The sequence below is a fragment of the Streptomyces sp. NPDC004609 genome (genome assembly GCF_042873655.1).
Lineage (GTDB): Bacteria > Actinomycetota > Actinomycetes > Streptomycetales > Streptomycetaceae > Streptomyces.
Genome location: NZ_JBIALS010000040.1, coordinates 1 through 14,098, shown reverse-complemented (window position 1 = coordinate 14,098; position 14,098 = coordinate 1). Strand labels below are relative to the sequence as shown.

Genomic DNA, 14,098 nt, shown 5'->3' with positions numbered 1-14,098 from the left:
TTCATGGGCGGCACCTCCTTCATGGACGGCATCAGTCCCGGATCCGCGGATCGAGCCTGCCGTACAGCAGATCGGTGGCCAGGTTCATCGCGATCACCAGGGCGGACGAGAGCAGGAACAGCCCCTGGAGCATCGGGTAGTCCTTGCCGTGGATTGCCTCCAAGGTCAGCTGGCCGATGCCGGGCCAGGAGAACAGCGCCTCCACGGTGATCGCGCCGCCCAGCACGAAACCCAGGTTGAGGCCGATGACGGTGACGACGGGGAGCATCGCGTTGCGGACGATGTGCCGGTTGCGGACCGCGCGCGGGGCGAGCCCGATGGCGCGCGCGGTCAGGACGTAGTCCTCCTGCATGGTGTCCACCACGGCGCTGCGCATATTGACCGCGTACTGGGCCAGCAGGCCCAGGGTCAGCGTCGCGACCGGCAGCACCGCGTGCCGGGCCACGTCCTCTACGTGGGCCCAGCCGGTGGCGGTGGACCCGGGAGTGGAGCCGAGACCGGTGGGCAGGAGCTGCCACCACTGCGCGAAGACCGCGATCAGCACCATGCCCAGCCAGAAACTCGGCATGGAGTAGAGCACCACCGAGCCCTGGGTGAGGAGGGTGTCGCGGGTGCGGCCGCGTTTCCAGGCGGCGAGCAGGCCGAGCCAGGGGCCGAGCAGCGAGGCCAGCACGGTGGAGACGCCGACCACGATCAGGGTGTTGGGCAGGGCGTTGAGCAGTTCGTCGGAGACCGGGCGGTTGGTGATGAAGGAGGTGCCCAGGTCCCCGGTGAGGGTGTCCTTCAGATAGCGGGTGAACTGGACCCACTGGCTCTGGTCGAGTCCGCGCTCCTTGATCAGGGCGGCCTGCGCGGACTCGGTGAGGTTCGGGTTGCGGGCCAGGTCGTGCTTGGGGTCGCCCATCGCCCGGAAGATCACGAAGTTGAGTACCAGGACGAAGACGAGGGTGCCCAGCGCGGTGAGCACGCGGCCGGTGAGGCGGCGGAAGGTCGTCATCTGACTGCTCCCGCTCTACTCGTCGGTCCAGTCGCGGATCTCGGCGGGGCGGGTGCCCCGCCGCCGGCCGAGCGCGTATCCGCCGGCTGCGGTGAGCAGGGCGAGCGCCAGCCACGCGGGGGTGCCCAGTGTCGTTCCGCCGGCCGCCGAGGCGGTGGACTTGCCCGGTGCGGGGCCCGGCTTGAGTCCGGTGAGCTGGAGCCAGTTGGCGCCCAGCGGCGAGCCCGCGCCGCTGCTGGGAGACGCCTGGAAGGCGTGCCAGCGGTCGTTGCGGGTGAGCATGATGTCGGCGGAGTAGACGGTGGGGATGTACGGCAGGTCGGTGAGGGCGATGCGCTGCGCCTCCTGCATGGCGGCGACGCGTTTGGGCATGTCCATCTGGCGTACGGAGGCGAGCGAGGCCTTGTCGTATGCCGGGTTGGAGTAGTACGAGTCGGACCAGGAGCTGCCGGTGCGCAGCACCTCCAGGTTGAGGTCGGGGGTGACCTCGCCGCTCCAGGCCCAGTAGAAGGCGTCGAAGCTGGGGGCGTACTTCCCCTTCGTGCTCGACGGGTTGTAGACGGTGTTGTTGAGCGCGTCCTCGGTGACCACGCTCATGTCGATGGTGATGCCGATCTGGGAGGCCCAGGCCCGGATGCGGCGGACGGCGTTCTGGTCCTGCTTGGACGTGGAGCGGACCATCATCTCGAACTGGGCCTTCACCCCATTCTTGACGCAGGGCTTGGTACTGCAGTCCCAGCCGCCCTCCTTGAGGATGGCGCGGGATCTGGCGGGGTCGTAGCCGTAGCCGATCTCGGGATCCTTGGCGAAGCTGCGGTAGTAGGGCGCGTAGTACGGCGAGATCAGCCCGTCGGCGGGCAGGTTCTGCCCGGCGTAGATGGTCTTGGAGAGGTCGGCCCGGTCGATGCCCCAGGCGAGCGCCTTCCGGATGGCCTTGTCCTGGACGACGGCGGTCTTCACGTTCTTCGCCGGACCGGTGCAGGCCCCGGCTCCGCCGGGCGGGCAGGAGTTGAAGGCGATCTCGGAGAAGCCGGGCGCCGGCGCGCTCCAGACGGTGATGTCCTTGTTCGTCTTCAGCTTGGCGACCCAGCTGCTGTCGCCGTCCGCGACCATGTCGAGGCTGCCGAGCTTGATGTCGCGCAGCGCGGCCTCGCTGGCCTGGTAGTGGACGAAGAGCACGCGCTTCATCGCCGGAGGGGTGCCCCTGAAGCTCGGGTTGACGCCGAGGACGGTGGTGCCGCCCTTGTCGTACGAGGTGATCCGGAAGGGCGCGGTGGTCACCGCGGGCAGCGGGATCGGCACCTTGTCGATCGAGTCGATCGGGTACTTGGCGAAGACGTGCTCGGGCAGGATCGGGATGGCCGCGGACTCCAGCCGGGCATCGGGTTCGGTGAGCTGGATGACGACGGTCCGCGGGTCGGGCGCGGAGACCTTCTTGACGTTCTCGGTGTTGCCGCGCAGCACGTTGGTCTCGTTGTCCAGTACCGCCTGATAGGTCCATCGGACATCGGCGCTGGTCAGGGGCTTGCCGTCGGACCAGGTGATACCGGAGCGGAGCTTGAAGGTCCAGGTGCGGCCGTCGGGGGAGGCCTGGTACGACTCGGTGAGGGAGTTCTCCAGGTCCGGACGCCCGTCCGAGGTGCGGTAGTTGAGGAGCAGGTCGTAGCCGAGCAGGCTGACCGTGTTGGAGATCATGTTCTGCTGGCCGAACGGGTTGATGCTGTCGATCGGCTGGGAGTGGCCGATGCGGAAGTCGCCGCCGGTGGCGGCGCTCGGGGCGGACTTCGGTTCCGGGGCCTCCGTCCCGGTCCCCGGGGACGGCGAGACGGCGGTCAGGGTGAGGGCGAGCCCCACGGCGAGCGGCGCGACCCATCCGGGACGCGGGCGGATTCTTCGGGACATGGCGGCGCGGGCCTTTCTCACTGGCTGTCGAGGGGCAGGTGGGTCCGGAACCAGTCCAGGAGACGGCGGTGGCGGTCCACACGCCGGTCGAAGCGGCCGGTGCCCTGGTACAGGTGACTGGACTCCGGATACAGGACGTAGCGGACGGTCCGGCGCAGCCTGCGCAGCGCCAGGAACAGCTGCTCGTTGTCGGCGGGCGGGCAGCGCAGGTCGTCCTCCGCCTGGAGCATCAGCAGCGGGGTGCGGATCCGGGAGACGAGCCGCAGGGGAGACGCCTCCCACAGCCGGGCCGCGCCCTCCTCGTCCAGCGGATCGCCCATGCCGCAGGCGTCGCCGTACGCCGGTCCGATGTCGCAATTGGCCCAGGCGGAGACCTGGTTGCTGACCCCGTTCTCGGCCACGGCGGCGGCGAACCGGTCGCCGGTGGCGATCAGCCAGTGGGTGAGGAATCCGCCGTAGGAGAGCCCGCAGACGCCGAGGCGGCCCGGTACCGACCGGCCGGTGGCCAGCAGATGGTCCACGACGGCGTGCACGTCCTCGGCGTCCGCCCGGCCCCAGGCCCCGTACAGACCGCCGACCCAGGCGCTGCCCCGGTCGGTCGAGCCGCGCGGGTTGGGCAGCGCCACCCGGTAGCCGGCCGAGGCCAGCAGCAGCGCTTCGAGGTTCGGCAGCGGGCCCCACTGGCCGGTGGGCCCGCCGTGCAGGGACACCACGGTGGGCAGCGCCGCGGCCGGGTCCGCGCCGGGCGGGTGCACCAGATGGACGGTGACCGGTCCGGCGGGGCCGGGCGCCTCGATCCGCTCCACGGTGGGCAGTTCGCGGTCGTCCAGCCAGGCGGAGCCCCCGGTGGTGAGCCGGCGCGGGGGCGCGCCCGGGTCCAGGGCGTACACCTCCGGGGCGGCGATCGTGCCCGGCGGCACCAGGACGGCGGCGGTGAGCGCGCCGTGCCGGGCGAGCGAGGCGGCGACGGTGCCGGGCTCCGCCAGCGGGCGGCCGGTGACCAGGTCGTACGGACGTACTCCGTCGGCGTGGGCGACCGCGGTGACCTCGGCGCAGTCCTCGGGCTCGGTCCACCAGTCGTGCAGATCGCTCTCGCCGCCGAGGGCGCCGACCCACCGGTCCGCGCACTCGGTCAGCAGCGGTTCGACCCGGCCGGCGGCCGGGTCGATACGGAACGCCTGCGGCGGGTCCTGGTCCCTCGGGTCCTTCCCGGCGCGGCCGACGACGGTGAGCGTGCCGTCCGCGCGGACATGGTGGCGGACCACACCGCCGGCCATCGCGGTGACCGGGCGCAGCCCCTGCGCGGATATCGCGTGCACCTGGGGGCAGGGGGCCAGGTCGGCGTCGGGACCGGGGTCGGCGAGGACGTACACGGTGCCGTCCGGGCCCACCCGGGGCCGGGCGAGGGAGCGCGGACCGTCGGTGAGGCGCCGCACCGGGCCGTCGAGGGACACCCGGTGCACCTGACGGGGGTGCAGCAGCAGCCCCTCGCCGTCCAGGCGCCAGCCGGCCCGCTCCAGCACGCGGCACGTCGGCCCGCGGTCCCCGGCGGGCGGGTGCTGTGCTCCGGCGGTTTCCGAACCGGCGGTCTCCGCCCCCGCGGCTTCCGAACCCTCGGCCTCCGCGGTCGCGTCCGCCCCCGCGGCCCCGCCCGAGGCCGTCCCACCGCCCCGGGGCCCGCCACCGCCGATCGCGTACGGCGGCTCCTCGTACCGTTCCTCGGGCGCCTCGCCGTCCTCCGCGAGCACGGCGAGCCAGCCGCCGTCGGGCCCCCAGTCGAAGTCCTGGACCCCGCGCGGGAACTTTGCCACCCGGCGCGGTCCGGAGTCCGGCAGCTCCAGTACGTACAGCTGCGCGTCGCGCAGGAAGGCGAGGCTTCGGCCGTCGGGGGAGAAGCGCGGCCGGGTGTCGCACCACGGGCCGTCCGTGAGCGGGCGGGCCGGGCCCCCGGCGTACGGCTGCGCCCAGAGGCCGATCCGGTCCCGTCCGCCGACGACCGTGCGCCGGGTGAAGACGATCAGCCCGCCCTCGGCGGCGGAGTGGACGTCCAGCTGCCCGATCGCCACCTGGGTGTGCAGCCGCTCGGGAGCGAACGGGCCGCGCGGTGTGGTCGCCATGGCCATCCGTGCGCTCCTTTCCTCGGTTGTCGGTGAGATGGCGCACAGCTTGCCAGTACATCTATTTTCAGACAAGACATGCCTTGAAATTAATCGGATCAGACATCTACTGTTCTGATCGTGATGGATTCAGACAGCCTCGACTCTCTTGATCGGCGCATCGTCGCGGCGCTGCAGATCGACGCCCGGGTGCCCTACGGCTCGCTCGCACAGGCCCTCGGCGAGGTGGAACGTACGGTCGCGCGCCGTGTCCAGCGCCTGGTGGACGCCGACGCCCTGCGGTTCACCGCCTTCGTCGACGAACTGCGCACCGGGCTCGGACAGACCGTCAATCTGCGGGTCGAGGTCGAACCGGGCAGCGCCGACCGGGTCGCCGAAGCGCTCGCCCTGCGGGCCGACACCCGCTGGGTCGCCGTGGTCACCGGTGACGCCGACGTCTCCTGCGAACTGGTCGCCGACGGCCGAGCCGCACTCCACCGCGTGGTCTCCGGCGAACTGCCGGCCATCGACGGCATCCGCAGCACCCGCAGCTATCCGGCCCTGCGCCATCTCAAACCCACCACCGCCTGGCACGCCGGATATCTGACACCCGAGGAGGCAGCCGTGGTCTCCTCCGGCGCGCCCGGCGTGCGCGAGAGCGGTGATCGGTTCGAGCTCCAGCCCAGCGACCACCGCCTGATCGAGCTGCTGGTCGAGAACGCCCGCTACAGCTGGGTCGAACTCGCCGAACGCCTCGGCGTGGTCCCGGCCACCGCCCGGCGCTGGACCGAACGCCTGCTGGGCAGCGGCGCGGTGGCGCTGCGCGCCGAGATCGAGCCCGAACTGCTCGGTTACGGCGTCGAGGCGGAGCTCTGGCTGGAGACCGTCCCCTCCGCCATAGAGCCGGTCGCCGCGGAGCTGGCCCTGCACCCCGCCGTCCGCTACTGCGGAGTCGTGGCCGGCAACCAGGCAGTCAACATCCTCGCCGTACTGCCCGCGATGGACGACCTCTTCGACTTCCAGGTCGACGTCCTGGGCCGGCTCCCCGGCCTCGTCCGCTGCGAGGCGACCCTCGTCACCCGGGCCCACAAGCGCGGATTCGTGGTCAAGCGATGAACCACGCCACCGACGACGCCCTCACCCTGCTCACCGACCTGCTGCGGATCGACACCTCCAACCCCGGTGACGGCAGCGGCCCCGGCGAGCGCCGCGCCGCCGAGTACGTCGCCGAACGGCTCGACGACGCCGGACTCGACCCCGTCTATCTTGAGTCCGCCCCCCGCCGCGGCAATGTCGTCCTGCGCATACCGGGCCGGGACCCCGCCCTCCCCGCCCTCCTGGTCCACGGCCATCTCGACGTGGTCCCCGCCGACCCCTCCGAATGGTCCGTGCCGCCCTTCGCCGGGGAGCTGCGCGACGGCGCGATCTGGGGCCGGGGCGCGATCGACATGAAGGACATGGACGCGATGATGCTCGCCCTGGCCCGCTCCTGGGCCGGGACGGGCCGCCGTCCCCGTCGCGACCTGGTGTTCGCGTGGATGGCCGACGAGGAGGCGGGCAGCGGACTCGGTTCCCGCTATCTCGTCCGGCACCACCGGGACCTCTTCGACGGCTGCGCCGAGGCGATCAGCGAGGTCGGCGGCTTCTCGGTGGAGGCCGGCCCCGACCGCCGTCTCTATCTGATCGAGACCGCCCAGAAGGGCCTCCACTGGCTGCGCCTGGTCGCCGAGGGCAGGCCCGGCCACGGCTCGATGCTCCACACCGACAACGCGATCGCCGAACTGGTCGGCGCGGTCGCCCGGATCGCCGCCCACCGGTGGCCGCTGGTCCTCACCCCCACCACCCGGGCGTTCCTGACCGAGGCCGCCGAGGCCTTCGGCGTCCCCTTCGACGGCGACGCCCCCGACCCGGCCCAGGTGCTCGACTGCCTCGGCCCGCTGGCCCGCTTCATCGGCGCCTCCTTCCACCACACCGCCAACCCGACCCGGCTGAACGCGGGTTACAAGACCAATGTGGTGCCCGGCCTCGCGTCGGCCGAGGTCGACGGCCGCTTCCTCCCGGGCCGGGAGGACGAGTTCGACGACACCCTCGCCGAACTCGCGGGCCCCCGGGTGCGCCTGGAGACCATCGAACGCGATGTCGCGGTGTCCGCACCCTTCGAAACCCCCCTGGTGGCGGCCATGACCGAGGCCCTGCGCGGCGAGGACGAGGGGGCGCGCACCGTCCCGTACTGCCTCTCGGCCGGCACGGACAACAAGTCCTTCGCCTCCCTCGGCATCACCGGCTACGGCTTCGTCCCGCGCAGACTCCCGCCCGGACTGGACTTCTCCTCCCTCTTCCACGGCATCGACGAACGCGTCCCGGTGTCGGCCGTCGGCTTCGGCATGCGCGTCCTCGACCGGCTACTGATCACGTACTGACCCTGGACCGCCCACCGGCCCGGACGGCTCTCCCCGGGAGCGGTTGGCCACCCGGTCCGGATCGCGTACGGGCGCCGACACCCGCGGCTCCGGGGCCGGGGCGCCCCCAGGCCCTGCGACATCTGTTCAATCGGATGCCGGGACAGCTCCATCACTGACTGCTGAGCCGCACCCACTCCGAGGAACGCATCGCCTTTCAGGCAGAGTCCGGCGCTGCTGTCTGATGGCCCGGTCCGCGGGGTGCACCTGGCGAGGCGGCTTGTCAGTGGCTGCTGCTAGCTTCCGTCGCACTGTCGTAACTGGATGCAGAGGCGGGGCTGTCGTGGGTGCGTCGGGCTGGGAGTACTACGTTCCTTACCAGGAGGATCTTGGAGCGGCGTTGGATGCCCTGAGGCAGAAAGTGTTCGAGGCGCAGGACTACTACTGGGATCCCTGGGACGAAGACAACGCTGACGAGGCCAGGGTGCGACCGTCAACGCTCGACCAGCTGTGGGAAGACGAGCAGGTTCAGGAAGAAGGGACGCACTCGATCCTGGACATGCACAGGATGTTGAGGCGAGGTGAGGATCCTGACTTTGGCACCGTGGAGCCCGTTCAGCCTGTCGAGGCCTACCGGATGGCCGGGACCGACCGTCTCACGCGGGCACACGTGCAGGCGATAGAGCCGCTTGCCGGTCGACGTTGGTTCGGCAGATGCGCGGTCCTGCACGACTCTCATGGCTGTCCGGAGGAGATCTACTTCTGGGGCTTCTCCGGCGACTGAAAGGGCCTTGCCGACCGGCGATCGAGGAGCCCCTCGCTTGACGGCTTAACCGCATGAGGTGTCTTTCCCGCGCGGCAGCCGGGGGAGAGGTGTGCTGGGATGCGGGCCGGGCCCGGGGTGGGGCTCCGGTGGTCTGCACGGTTGCTGTGGCTGCGGGCGGTGCCGGGTGCGGGCATGCTGGAGGGGTGGGGAGTGCGCCGGTCGTCGTGCTCCGGTCGTCGCTGTCGGGCGGCCGGCGGGTGACCGTGGGCCGCCGGGGCCGGGACGGGATCCTGGGCCCGGCGTTCTCCGGCCACGATCTGATCGTTTTCCTGGAGGCTGCGGGCGTGCCCGGCCCGGAAGCGGTCCTTGGCAATCCGGCGTGGGCCGAGTGGCGGGGCGCCGGCACCGCGAAGGGGCCGTCCCTGACGGTGAGGGCGGGTGTTCCGGAGAGGGGGACGTGCGCTGATGCAGGAGAGCGGATCTGCTCAGGTGAGCGGGGCGCTGTGATCGGTCTCTGTGCCGTGTTCCGTGGCCTGTGTGTGCGGGATCAGGTCGCCGTTGTCGTCCACGGGTGCCCCGGCCCACACGCGCAGGGCGTCCATGGCCGGGCCCAGCCTCTGTCCGGATTCGGTCAGGCGGTAGGTGACGGCCACCGGCGGACCGGGCGAGACCTCGCGCTCCACCTGCCCGAGGTCGCTCAGCTCCGACAGCCGGTCGCTGAGGACGCGCTTGGACAGGGCGGGCAGAGCCGCGTGGAGCTCGCTGAAGCGGGCCGGGCGCTGCAGCAGCAGGTCGATCAGGGGGCCCATCCAGCGCTTCCCCAGCAGGTTGAAGACGTCTTCGGTGTAGGAGCAGGAGTGCAGCGGCAGGCGGGTCTCGGTCATGCCCTCAAGGATACCGACGGGGAGCCATTTGGCATACCAGGTGTGTTTAAGTAACCTGGTTGCATCAACGCACCATCCAAGGAGGTAATACCCATGACCACCGCTTCGTACCCCGCCCAGCGTCTCGACCGTGACCGCGCCGCGATCCTCCTCGTCGACCACCAGGTCGGCCTGATCCTCGGTGTCGAGGACCCCGACCGTGAGCTGCTGCGACGCAACGTCATCGCCCTCACCAAGGCCGCGCAGGCTTACGATCTCCCGGTCGTCATCACCACCAGCGCCGACAGCGGCCCGAACGGCATCCTGCTGCCGGAGATCTCCGCCGAGCTGCCCGACGCCCCGGTCATTCGCCGTCCCGGTGAGATCGACGCGTTCGACAACGCGGACTTCACCGCCGCGGTCAAGGCCACCGGCCGCGACCAGCTGATCATCGCGGGTATCAGCACCGACGTGTGCGTCTCCTTCGCGGCCCAGTCCGCGGTCGCCGCCGGCTACCAGGTTCACGCGGTCCTGGACGCCTCCGGCACCTGGAGCCGGCTGGCCACGCATGCGGCTGCCAGCCGCATGGAGAAGGCCGGTGTGACGCTCAACAACACCGTGGCCGTCGCCGCCGAACTGCAGCGTGACTGGCGCGAGGAGGGCGGCCAGGGGCTCGCCGAGCTGATGGCCGGCCACGCGATCCCGTTCTACGGCTCTCTGATCCCGTACGTGACGCCCGCCGCCTGACAGTGAGGATGTACGTGTGCGTTCCCCGGCGGGGCCTGATGCACCGCCTGACTGACGCAGGGCTCTCAACGGGATCTTCCGGTCCGGCCCGGGGGACGCTCACGTACATTCACCGGACTGCGGAGGCGACGGCCCAAGAGCCGGGCCGGAGACCTGACGCTGTCCTGTCGCCCTCCCGCCGGGCGGGCGCCGTCCCTGCCGGTCGAATCCGGATGACGGGGCGGCCCGGTCCACGCCGGGGGCACCGCACCCCGCGGCGTCGGCCGGCCCCGATACCTGCCTGTTGAACATGACGTCCCGGCGGCCGGGATCGGCCGGCTCGGCCACAAGGCCCGCCGCGTACGGGCGAGTGCGGCCCGGCCGACGCCCCCGGAGCCACCGCCCGGGCCCGCTCGCGGAACGCCGCACAGGGACCCCGGAGTTCCGTGACAGCGGGCCGCCCGCCGCAGTGCGGTCCAGCAGCGGTCCGACGTCACCGGGCGGGCCAAGACCCTGACCCCTACCTCGCCGGCAGGTGTACCGAACCGGCGCCGCCGTCCGGCCCCACCCCACCTGTTGTGAAAGGACCCCCCCCATGGAATGGAAGATCGACGCGGCCCACTCGTCCGTCGACATATCCGTCCGCTACCTCGTCTCCACCATCCACGGCCGTTTCACCGGCCTGCGTGGCCCGATCCGACTCAGCGATGCCGCCGCAGGCGATACGCCCGAACTGCTCTCCTTCGACGCGGGCTTCGACGTCACGAGCTTCGACAGCGGTGTGCCGATGCGCGACCGGCACATCAGGAGCGAGGAGTTCCTCGATGCCGCCTCGCACCCCGAGGCAAAGGTCCGGCTGGTCTCGCTGGCCAAGGACGTGCCGCCGAGGTACCTGATGCGCGTGGAGCTGACGCTGCACGGCGTCACCCATGCAGTCGACCTGGTCGCGGACACCGCCGGCCCGGTCACCGACGCCTCCGGCATCCCGCGCGTCGGCGCCACCGCCACCGGACGGCTCAAACGCAGTGACTTCGGCGTGACCGCCTTCCAGGGCTTCATATCCGACGACGTCGAGTTCACCGTCAATGTGCAGGCCGTCCCCGCCTCCGTGCCCGACGAGCAACTGCCGCCCGCCAACTGACCAGGCCTCCCCCCCCAAGGAATCACACCATGAGCACTACCACCGCGTCCCCCCTCGGCGGCAAGGTCGTCGCAGTACCCGGCGGCACCGGCAACGTCGGCGAAGGCATCGTGCGCGCCTTCCTCAAGGCCGGCGCCACCGTCGTCGTCCCCAGCCGTAGCCAGGGCCGTCTGGACAACATCGTGAAACTGATCGGCCCCGAACTGGCCGCGAATCTCAGGACAGTTGCGGCCGGCTACGCCACCTTCGAGGAGGCGGACCGACTCGCCGCCGGGATCGTGGCCGAGTTCGGGCATGTCGACCACGTCACCGCCTCGGTCGGCGGCTGGTGGGCCGGCAAGGCTCTGTGGCAGACCACCGAGGACGACTGGCGGAAGATCTTCGTCGACGTGGCCACGTCCCACATGGCCCTCGCCCGCTCCTTCGTCCCCCGCCTGCCGGAGGACGGCAGCTACACCACCATCGCCGGCTTCTCCTCCCAGAAGCCCTACCCGGGCGCCGGCATCGTCAGCATGCAAGGCGCCGCCCAGCTGATGATGCGCGAGGTCCTCACCGCCGAACTGGGCGGACAGCCCAGGGTCAACGACCTCGTCCTCGGCCCGGTCATCAACCGCAGCCGCCCGGGCGGCGACCCCACCTGGCTTACCGCGGACCAGGTCGGGGAAGCGGCCGTCGGTGTGGCACGTACGCCGTCGATCGCCGGCGAGCACGTACAGCTGGCCACCGTCGCCGATCTGCAGAGGGAGCGTGCGCGGATGGCGTCTTGACCCGGGCCGTCCGGGCACCGGGCGACGCAGTCCCGGGTCGGGCAACCGACCCGGGACTGCGTTCCGGGGCTTGGGACCGGTGGGCTCGCATGGTGAGGTGTCGCGTATTCCTCGGTGAGGTCGGTGCCGGCGTCACCGTGAGTGGTCGCCGGGGGCGTATCGGGCCCAGGTTCCTCCGGCTTCGGTGACCAGGCGGGTGGCTGTCTTGTCGTGGTAACCGAGGGCCTTCGCGATGACGGGTGCCGGGGCTTGGAGTACATCGGCTCCATCCACACCCGTGCGGTGCGGGCCTACGACGTGATCCGGATGCTGTCGCGCGACGGACGGCCGACCCTGCTGGGTGACGCGATCGCGCACTACGGGCGGATCTCGAAGTCGCCCCACATCCTGCGGCTGGCCGATGAGCCCGGCTACCGGGCGGCAGATCAAGGCGCAGGCCGATCTGCGGGTGGGCCGCACGCGCCCGCCGGGAAGATCTTCCACTGCCGTGCCGGGCAGCTCTACCAGAACTACCACGACGGCATGGAAGACGAGATCGGTGCGCTCTGCCTGGTCCTCAACGCCCTGGTGTTCTTCAACACCCGCTCCATGGACGCCGCCGTCGACCGGCTGCGTGCCGAGGGCGTCGACGTCCGCGACCAGGATGCCGCCCACCTGTCGCCGTTCGTGCGCCACCACGTCACCATGCTCGGCCGATACTCCTTCCAGCTGCCGGAGCTGCCGGAGCTGCCGGAGCTGCCGGAGCTGCCGGAGCTGCCGGAGCTGCCGGAGCTGCCCGGGGGCGCACGTCCGCTGTGCGACCCGGTGACCGACGGCTGGTGAGGGCGCGACACGTTGCCGGCGCGGGACTGTCGCAGCAGCTGCTGGTCATGCTCTCGACTTGCCGAATGTCGGTTATGTCCATAATTGGACTAAGGTGGGGGTGCTACCGCCATCCGCCCCTACCCGTCCTGGGCATGGGCCTGGCCGGGGCCGGTGATGGAGATGAGAGGAGCTGCGTTGACTGACACGGCGCTTGCGAGTTGGCGGGATGGCAGGGCCAAAGGGGCGATCCTGGACTTCGTGTCCCGCGCGACGAGCCAGGGGCCGGACTTCGTCCCGCCCGCGGATCGCATCGCGGCCTTCGACAATGACGGCACGCTGTGGGTGGAGCAGCCGCTGGCGCCGCAGTTCGACTTCGTGTTCGGGCACTGGGCGGAGGAGGTGAGGGCTGAGCCCTCGCTCGCCGACCGGCAGCCGTACAAGGCGCTGATCGAGAAGGACGCGTCGTTCCTGCGGGGGGTGGCGACACAGGACCCGCAGGTGATCGAGTCACTGCTGAAGGCGTTCGCGCGGTCCTGGGCGGGAAGCACCCCGGCCGAGTTCGACGCACAGGTCCGCGCATGGCTGGCCACGGCCAGGCAGCCGAAGCTCGGAGTCCTTTACAAGGATCTCGTCTACCAGCCCATGCTGGAGCTGTTCGATCTGCTGAAAGACAACGGCTTCCGGGTCTTCGTGTGCTCCGGCGGGGGACGGGACTTCATGCGAGTGTTCGCGGAAGACACCTGGGGGATCCCCAAGGAGAACGTCATCGGCTCAGCCGCCGAGTACACCTACGCCGACGGCGGGATCGTGCGCGGCGAGCGGATTCTCGGCACCGTCAATCTCGGCCCGGGCAAGCCGGAGCACATCTTCGCCCAGACCGGACGCCTTCCCGTTTTCGCCGGCGGGAACGCCGACGTGGACATCGAGATGCTCAGCGCGGCAAGGTTCGCGCTGCTGATCAATCATGACGACGTCGAGCGCGAGTTCGCGTACACCGCCTTCGCCGAGGCCTCTCTGGCGAAGGCCGAGGAACTCGGGTGGACCGTCGTGAGCATGAAGGACGACTGGAGCACCGTCTACGGAAAGCGGGACGGGAGCAGTGATGAGTGACCTGACGCTGTCGACATCCTGGTCGAGCCGGACGCCGCCTCGATCGAGCGAGCGCGCGAAGTGAACCGGCGGATGCCGCCCGGCATCCGCGCCGACGTCACCCTGGACGACACCCACCGGCCGCACATCACCCTGCTCCAGCGCTCCTTCGTCACCGCTGACATCGACGACGCGTACGCCGCTATCGGACCCTGGCCGCCGCTGACCCCGCGTCGCTGAGTGACCACGTCCCCGGGATCACCTCGTCGGAGCACTGGGGGCCGCCGGGCCAGGCCATTGCCGTCCGCGGTGTCCCGCCCCGCATGAACGCCTGAACCGGCCTCCTTTCCCGCCGTGCGGGAATGAAGGCCGGTTCTTCGGAAACTCAAGAACGGCCTTGCTCGGTGCCCAAGGGCAGAGGGGCCTGAGGGCTTGCCGGGAGCGCACCCGTCGCCGGGGCCCCCCGCGCCCCCGGGGCCCCCCCCCGGGGGGGGGGGGCCGGGGGGGCGGAGGGGTGCGAAGTAGAGTGAGGGCCGGGGGCGGCGCGG

Annotated in this window: 13 protein-coding genes; 9 read left to right on the top strand and 4 right to left on the bottom strand. The window is 71.0% G+C overall.

What is annotated here, in order from left to right; all coding sequences use genetic code 11:
* Positions 1-31: 31 nt before the first annotated feature.
* From ACFYT4_RS30140 to ACFYT4_RS30130, 3 genes are read right to left on the bottom strand one after another with little or no spacing between them, the layout of a single operon-like run.
* Positions 32-997 carry an ABC transporter permease gene (locus tag ACFYT4_RS30140; RefSeq protein ID WP_389275931.1) on the bottom strand — a complete coding sequence of 322 codons (966 nt, stop codon included), beginning with the start codon at positions 995-997 and terminating at the stop codon, positions 32-34.
* Between the two features lie 15 nt (positions 998-1,012).
* Positions 1,013-2,899 carry an ABC transporter substrate-binding protein gene (locus ACFYT4_RS30135; protein ID WP_389275928.1) on the bottom strand — a complete coding sequence of 629 codons (1,887 nt, stop codon included), beginning with the start codon at positions 2,897-2,899 and terminating at the stop codon, positions 1,013-1,015.
* A gap of 17 nt (positions 2,900-2,916) precedes the next feature.
* Positions 2,917-5,022: a S9 family peptidase gene (locus ACFYT4_RS30130; RefSeq protein ID WP_389275925.1), complete on the bottom strand. Its 2,106-nt coding sequence runs from the start codon at positions 5,020-5,022 to the stop codon at positions 2,917-2,919.
* Positions 5,023-5,139: 117 nt separating this feature from the next.
* Between ACFYT4_RS30130 and ACFYT4_RS30125 the strand changes: the two genes are divergently transcribed.
* From ACFYT4_RS30125 to ACFYT4_RS30115, 3 genes are all read left to right on the top strand, one after another.
* Positions 5,140-6,111: an Lrp/AsnC family transcriptional regulator gene (locus ACFYT4_RS30125; RefSeq protein ID WP_389276055.1), complete on the top strand. Its 972-nt coding sequence runs from the start codon at positions 5,140-5,142 to the stop codon at positions 6,109-6,111.
* Positions 6,108-7,415 carry a M20/M25/M40 family metallo-hydrolase gene (locus tag ACFYT4_RS30120; protein ID WP_389275922.1) on the top strand — a complete coding sequence of 436 codons (1,308 nt, stop codon included), beginning with the start codon at positions 6,108-6,110 and terminating at the stop codon, positions 7,413-7,415. The genes ACFYT4_RS30125 and ACFYT4_RS30120 overlap by 4 nt, the downstream gene beginning before the upstream one ends.
* Before the next feature lie 322 nt (positions 7,416-7,737).
* The gene (locus ACFYT4_RS30115; RefSeq protein ID WP_389275919.1) at positions 7,738-8,178 is read left to right on the top strand and encodes a hypothetical protein; all 441 of its coding nucleotides are present in this window, start codon (positions 7,738-7,740) and stop codon (positions 8,176-8,178) included.
* A 467-nt stretch (positions 8,179-8,645) separates the two neighbouring features.
* Here the strand turns inward: ACFYT4_RS30115 and ACFYT4_RS30110 are convergent, their stop codons facing one another.
* The gene (locus ACFYT4_RS30110; RefSeq protein WP_389275916.1) at positions 8,646-9,044 is read right to left on the bottom strand and encodes a winged helix-turn-helix transcriptional regulator; all 399 of its coding nucleotides are present in this window, start codon (positions 9,042-9,044) and stop codon (positions 8,646-8,648) included.
* A gap of 93 nt (positions 9,045-9,137) precedes the next feature.
* On the opposite strand from ACFYT4_RS30110, the gene ACFYT4_RS30105 reads away from it, so the two are divergent.
* The 6 genes from ACFYT4_RS30105 (at position 9,138) to ACFYT4_RS30080 (ending at position 13,790) form a co-directional block, all read left to right on the top strand.
* Positions 9,138-9,770, top strand: coding sequence for an isochorismatase family protein (locus tag ACFYT4_RS30105; RefSeq protein WP_389275913.1), 633 nt, complete (start codon positions 9,138-9,140; stop codon positions 9,768-9,770).
* A gap of 574 nt (positions 9,771-10,344) precedes the next feature.
* Positions 10,345-10,890, top strand: coding sequence for a YceI family protein (locus ACFYT4_RS30100; protein ID WP_389275910.1), 546 nt, complete (start codon positions 10,345-10,347; stop codon positions 10,888-10,890).
* A 29-nt stretch (positions 10,891-10,919) separates the two neighbouring features.
* Positions 10,920-11,657 (top strand): SDR family NAD(P)-dependent oxidoreductase, encoded by a 738-nt coding sequence (locus ACFYT4_RS30095; protein WP_389275907.1) that lies wholly within the window; start codon positions 10,920-10,922, stop codon positions 11,655-11,657.
* A 249-nt stretch (positions 11,658-11,906) separates the two neighbouring features.
* The gene (locus ACFYT4_RS30090) at positions 11,907-12,479 is read left to right on the top strand and encodes a Tn3 family transposase (protein WP_389275904.1); all 573 of its coding nucleotides are present in this window, start codon (positions 11,907-11,909) and stop codon (positions 12,477-12,479) included.
* A gap of 240 nt (positions 12,480-12,719) precedes the next feature.
* Positions 12,720-13,571, top strand: a complete 852-nt coding sequence (locus ACFYT4_RS30085; RefSeq protein WP_389275901.1) for an HAD family hydrolase — start codon at positions 12,720-12,722, stop codon at positions 13,569-13,571.
* A 72-nt stretch (positions 13,572-13,643) separates the two neighbouring features.
* Complete coding sequence (locus ACFYT4_RS30080; RefSeq protein WP_389275898.1) at positions 13,644-13,790, top strand: hypothetical protein; 147 nt, start codon at positions 13,644-13,646, stop codon at positions 13,788-13,790.
* Positions 13,791-14,098: the final 308 nt, after the last annotated feature.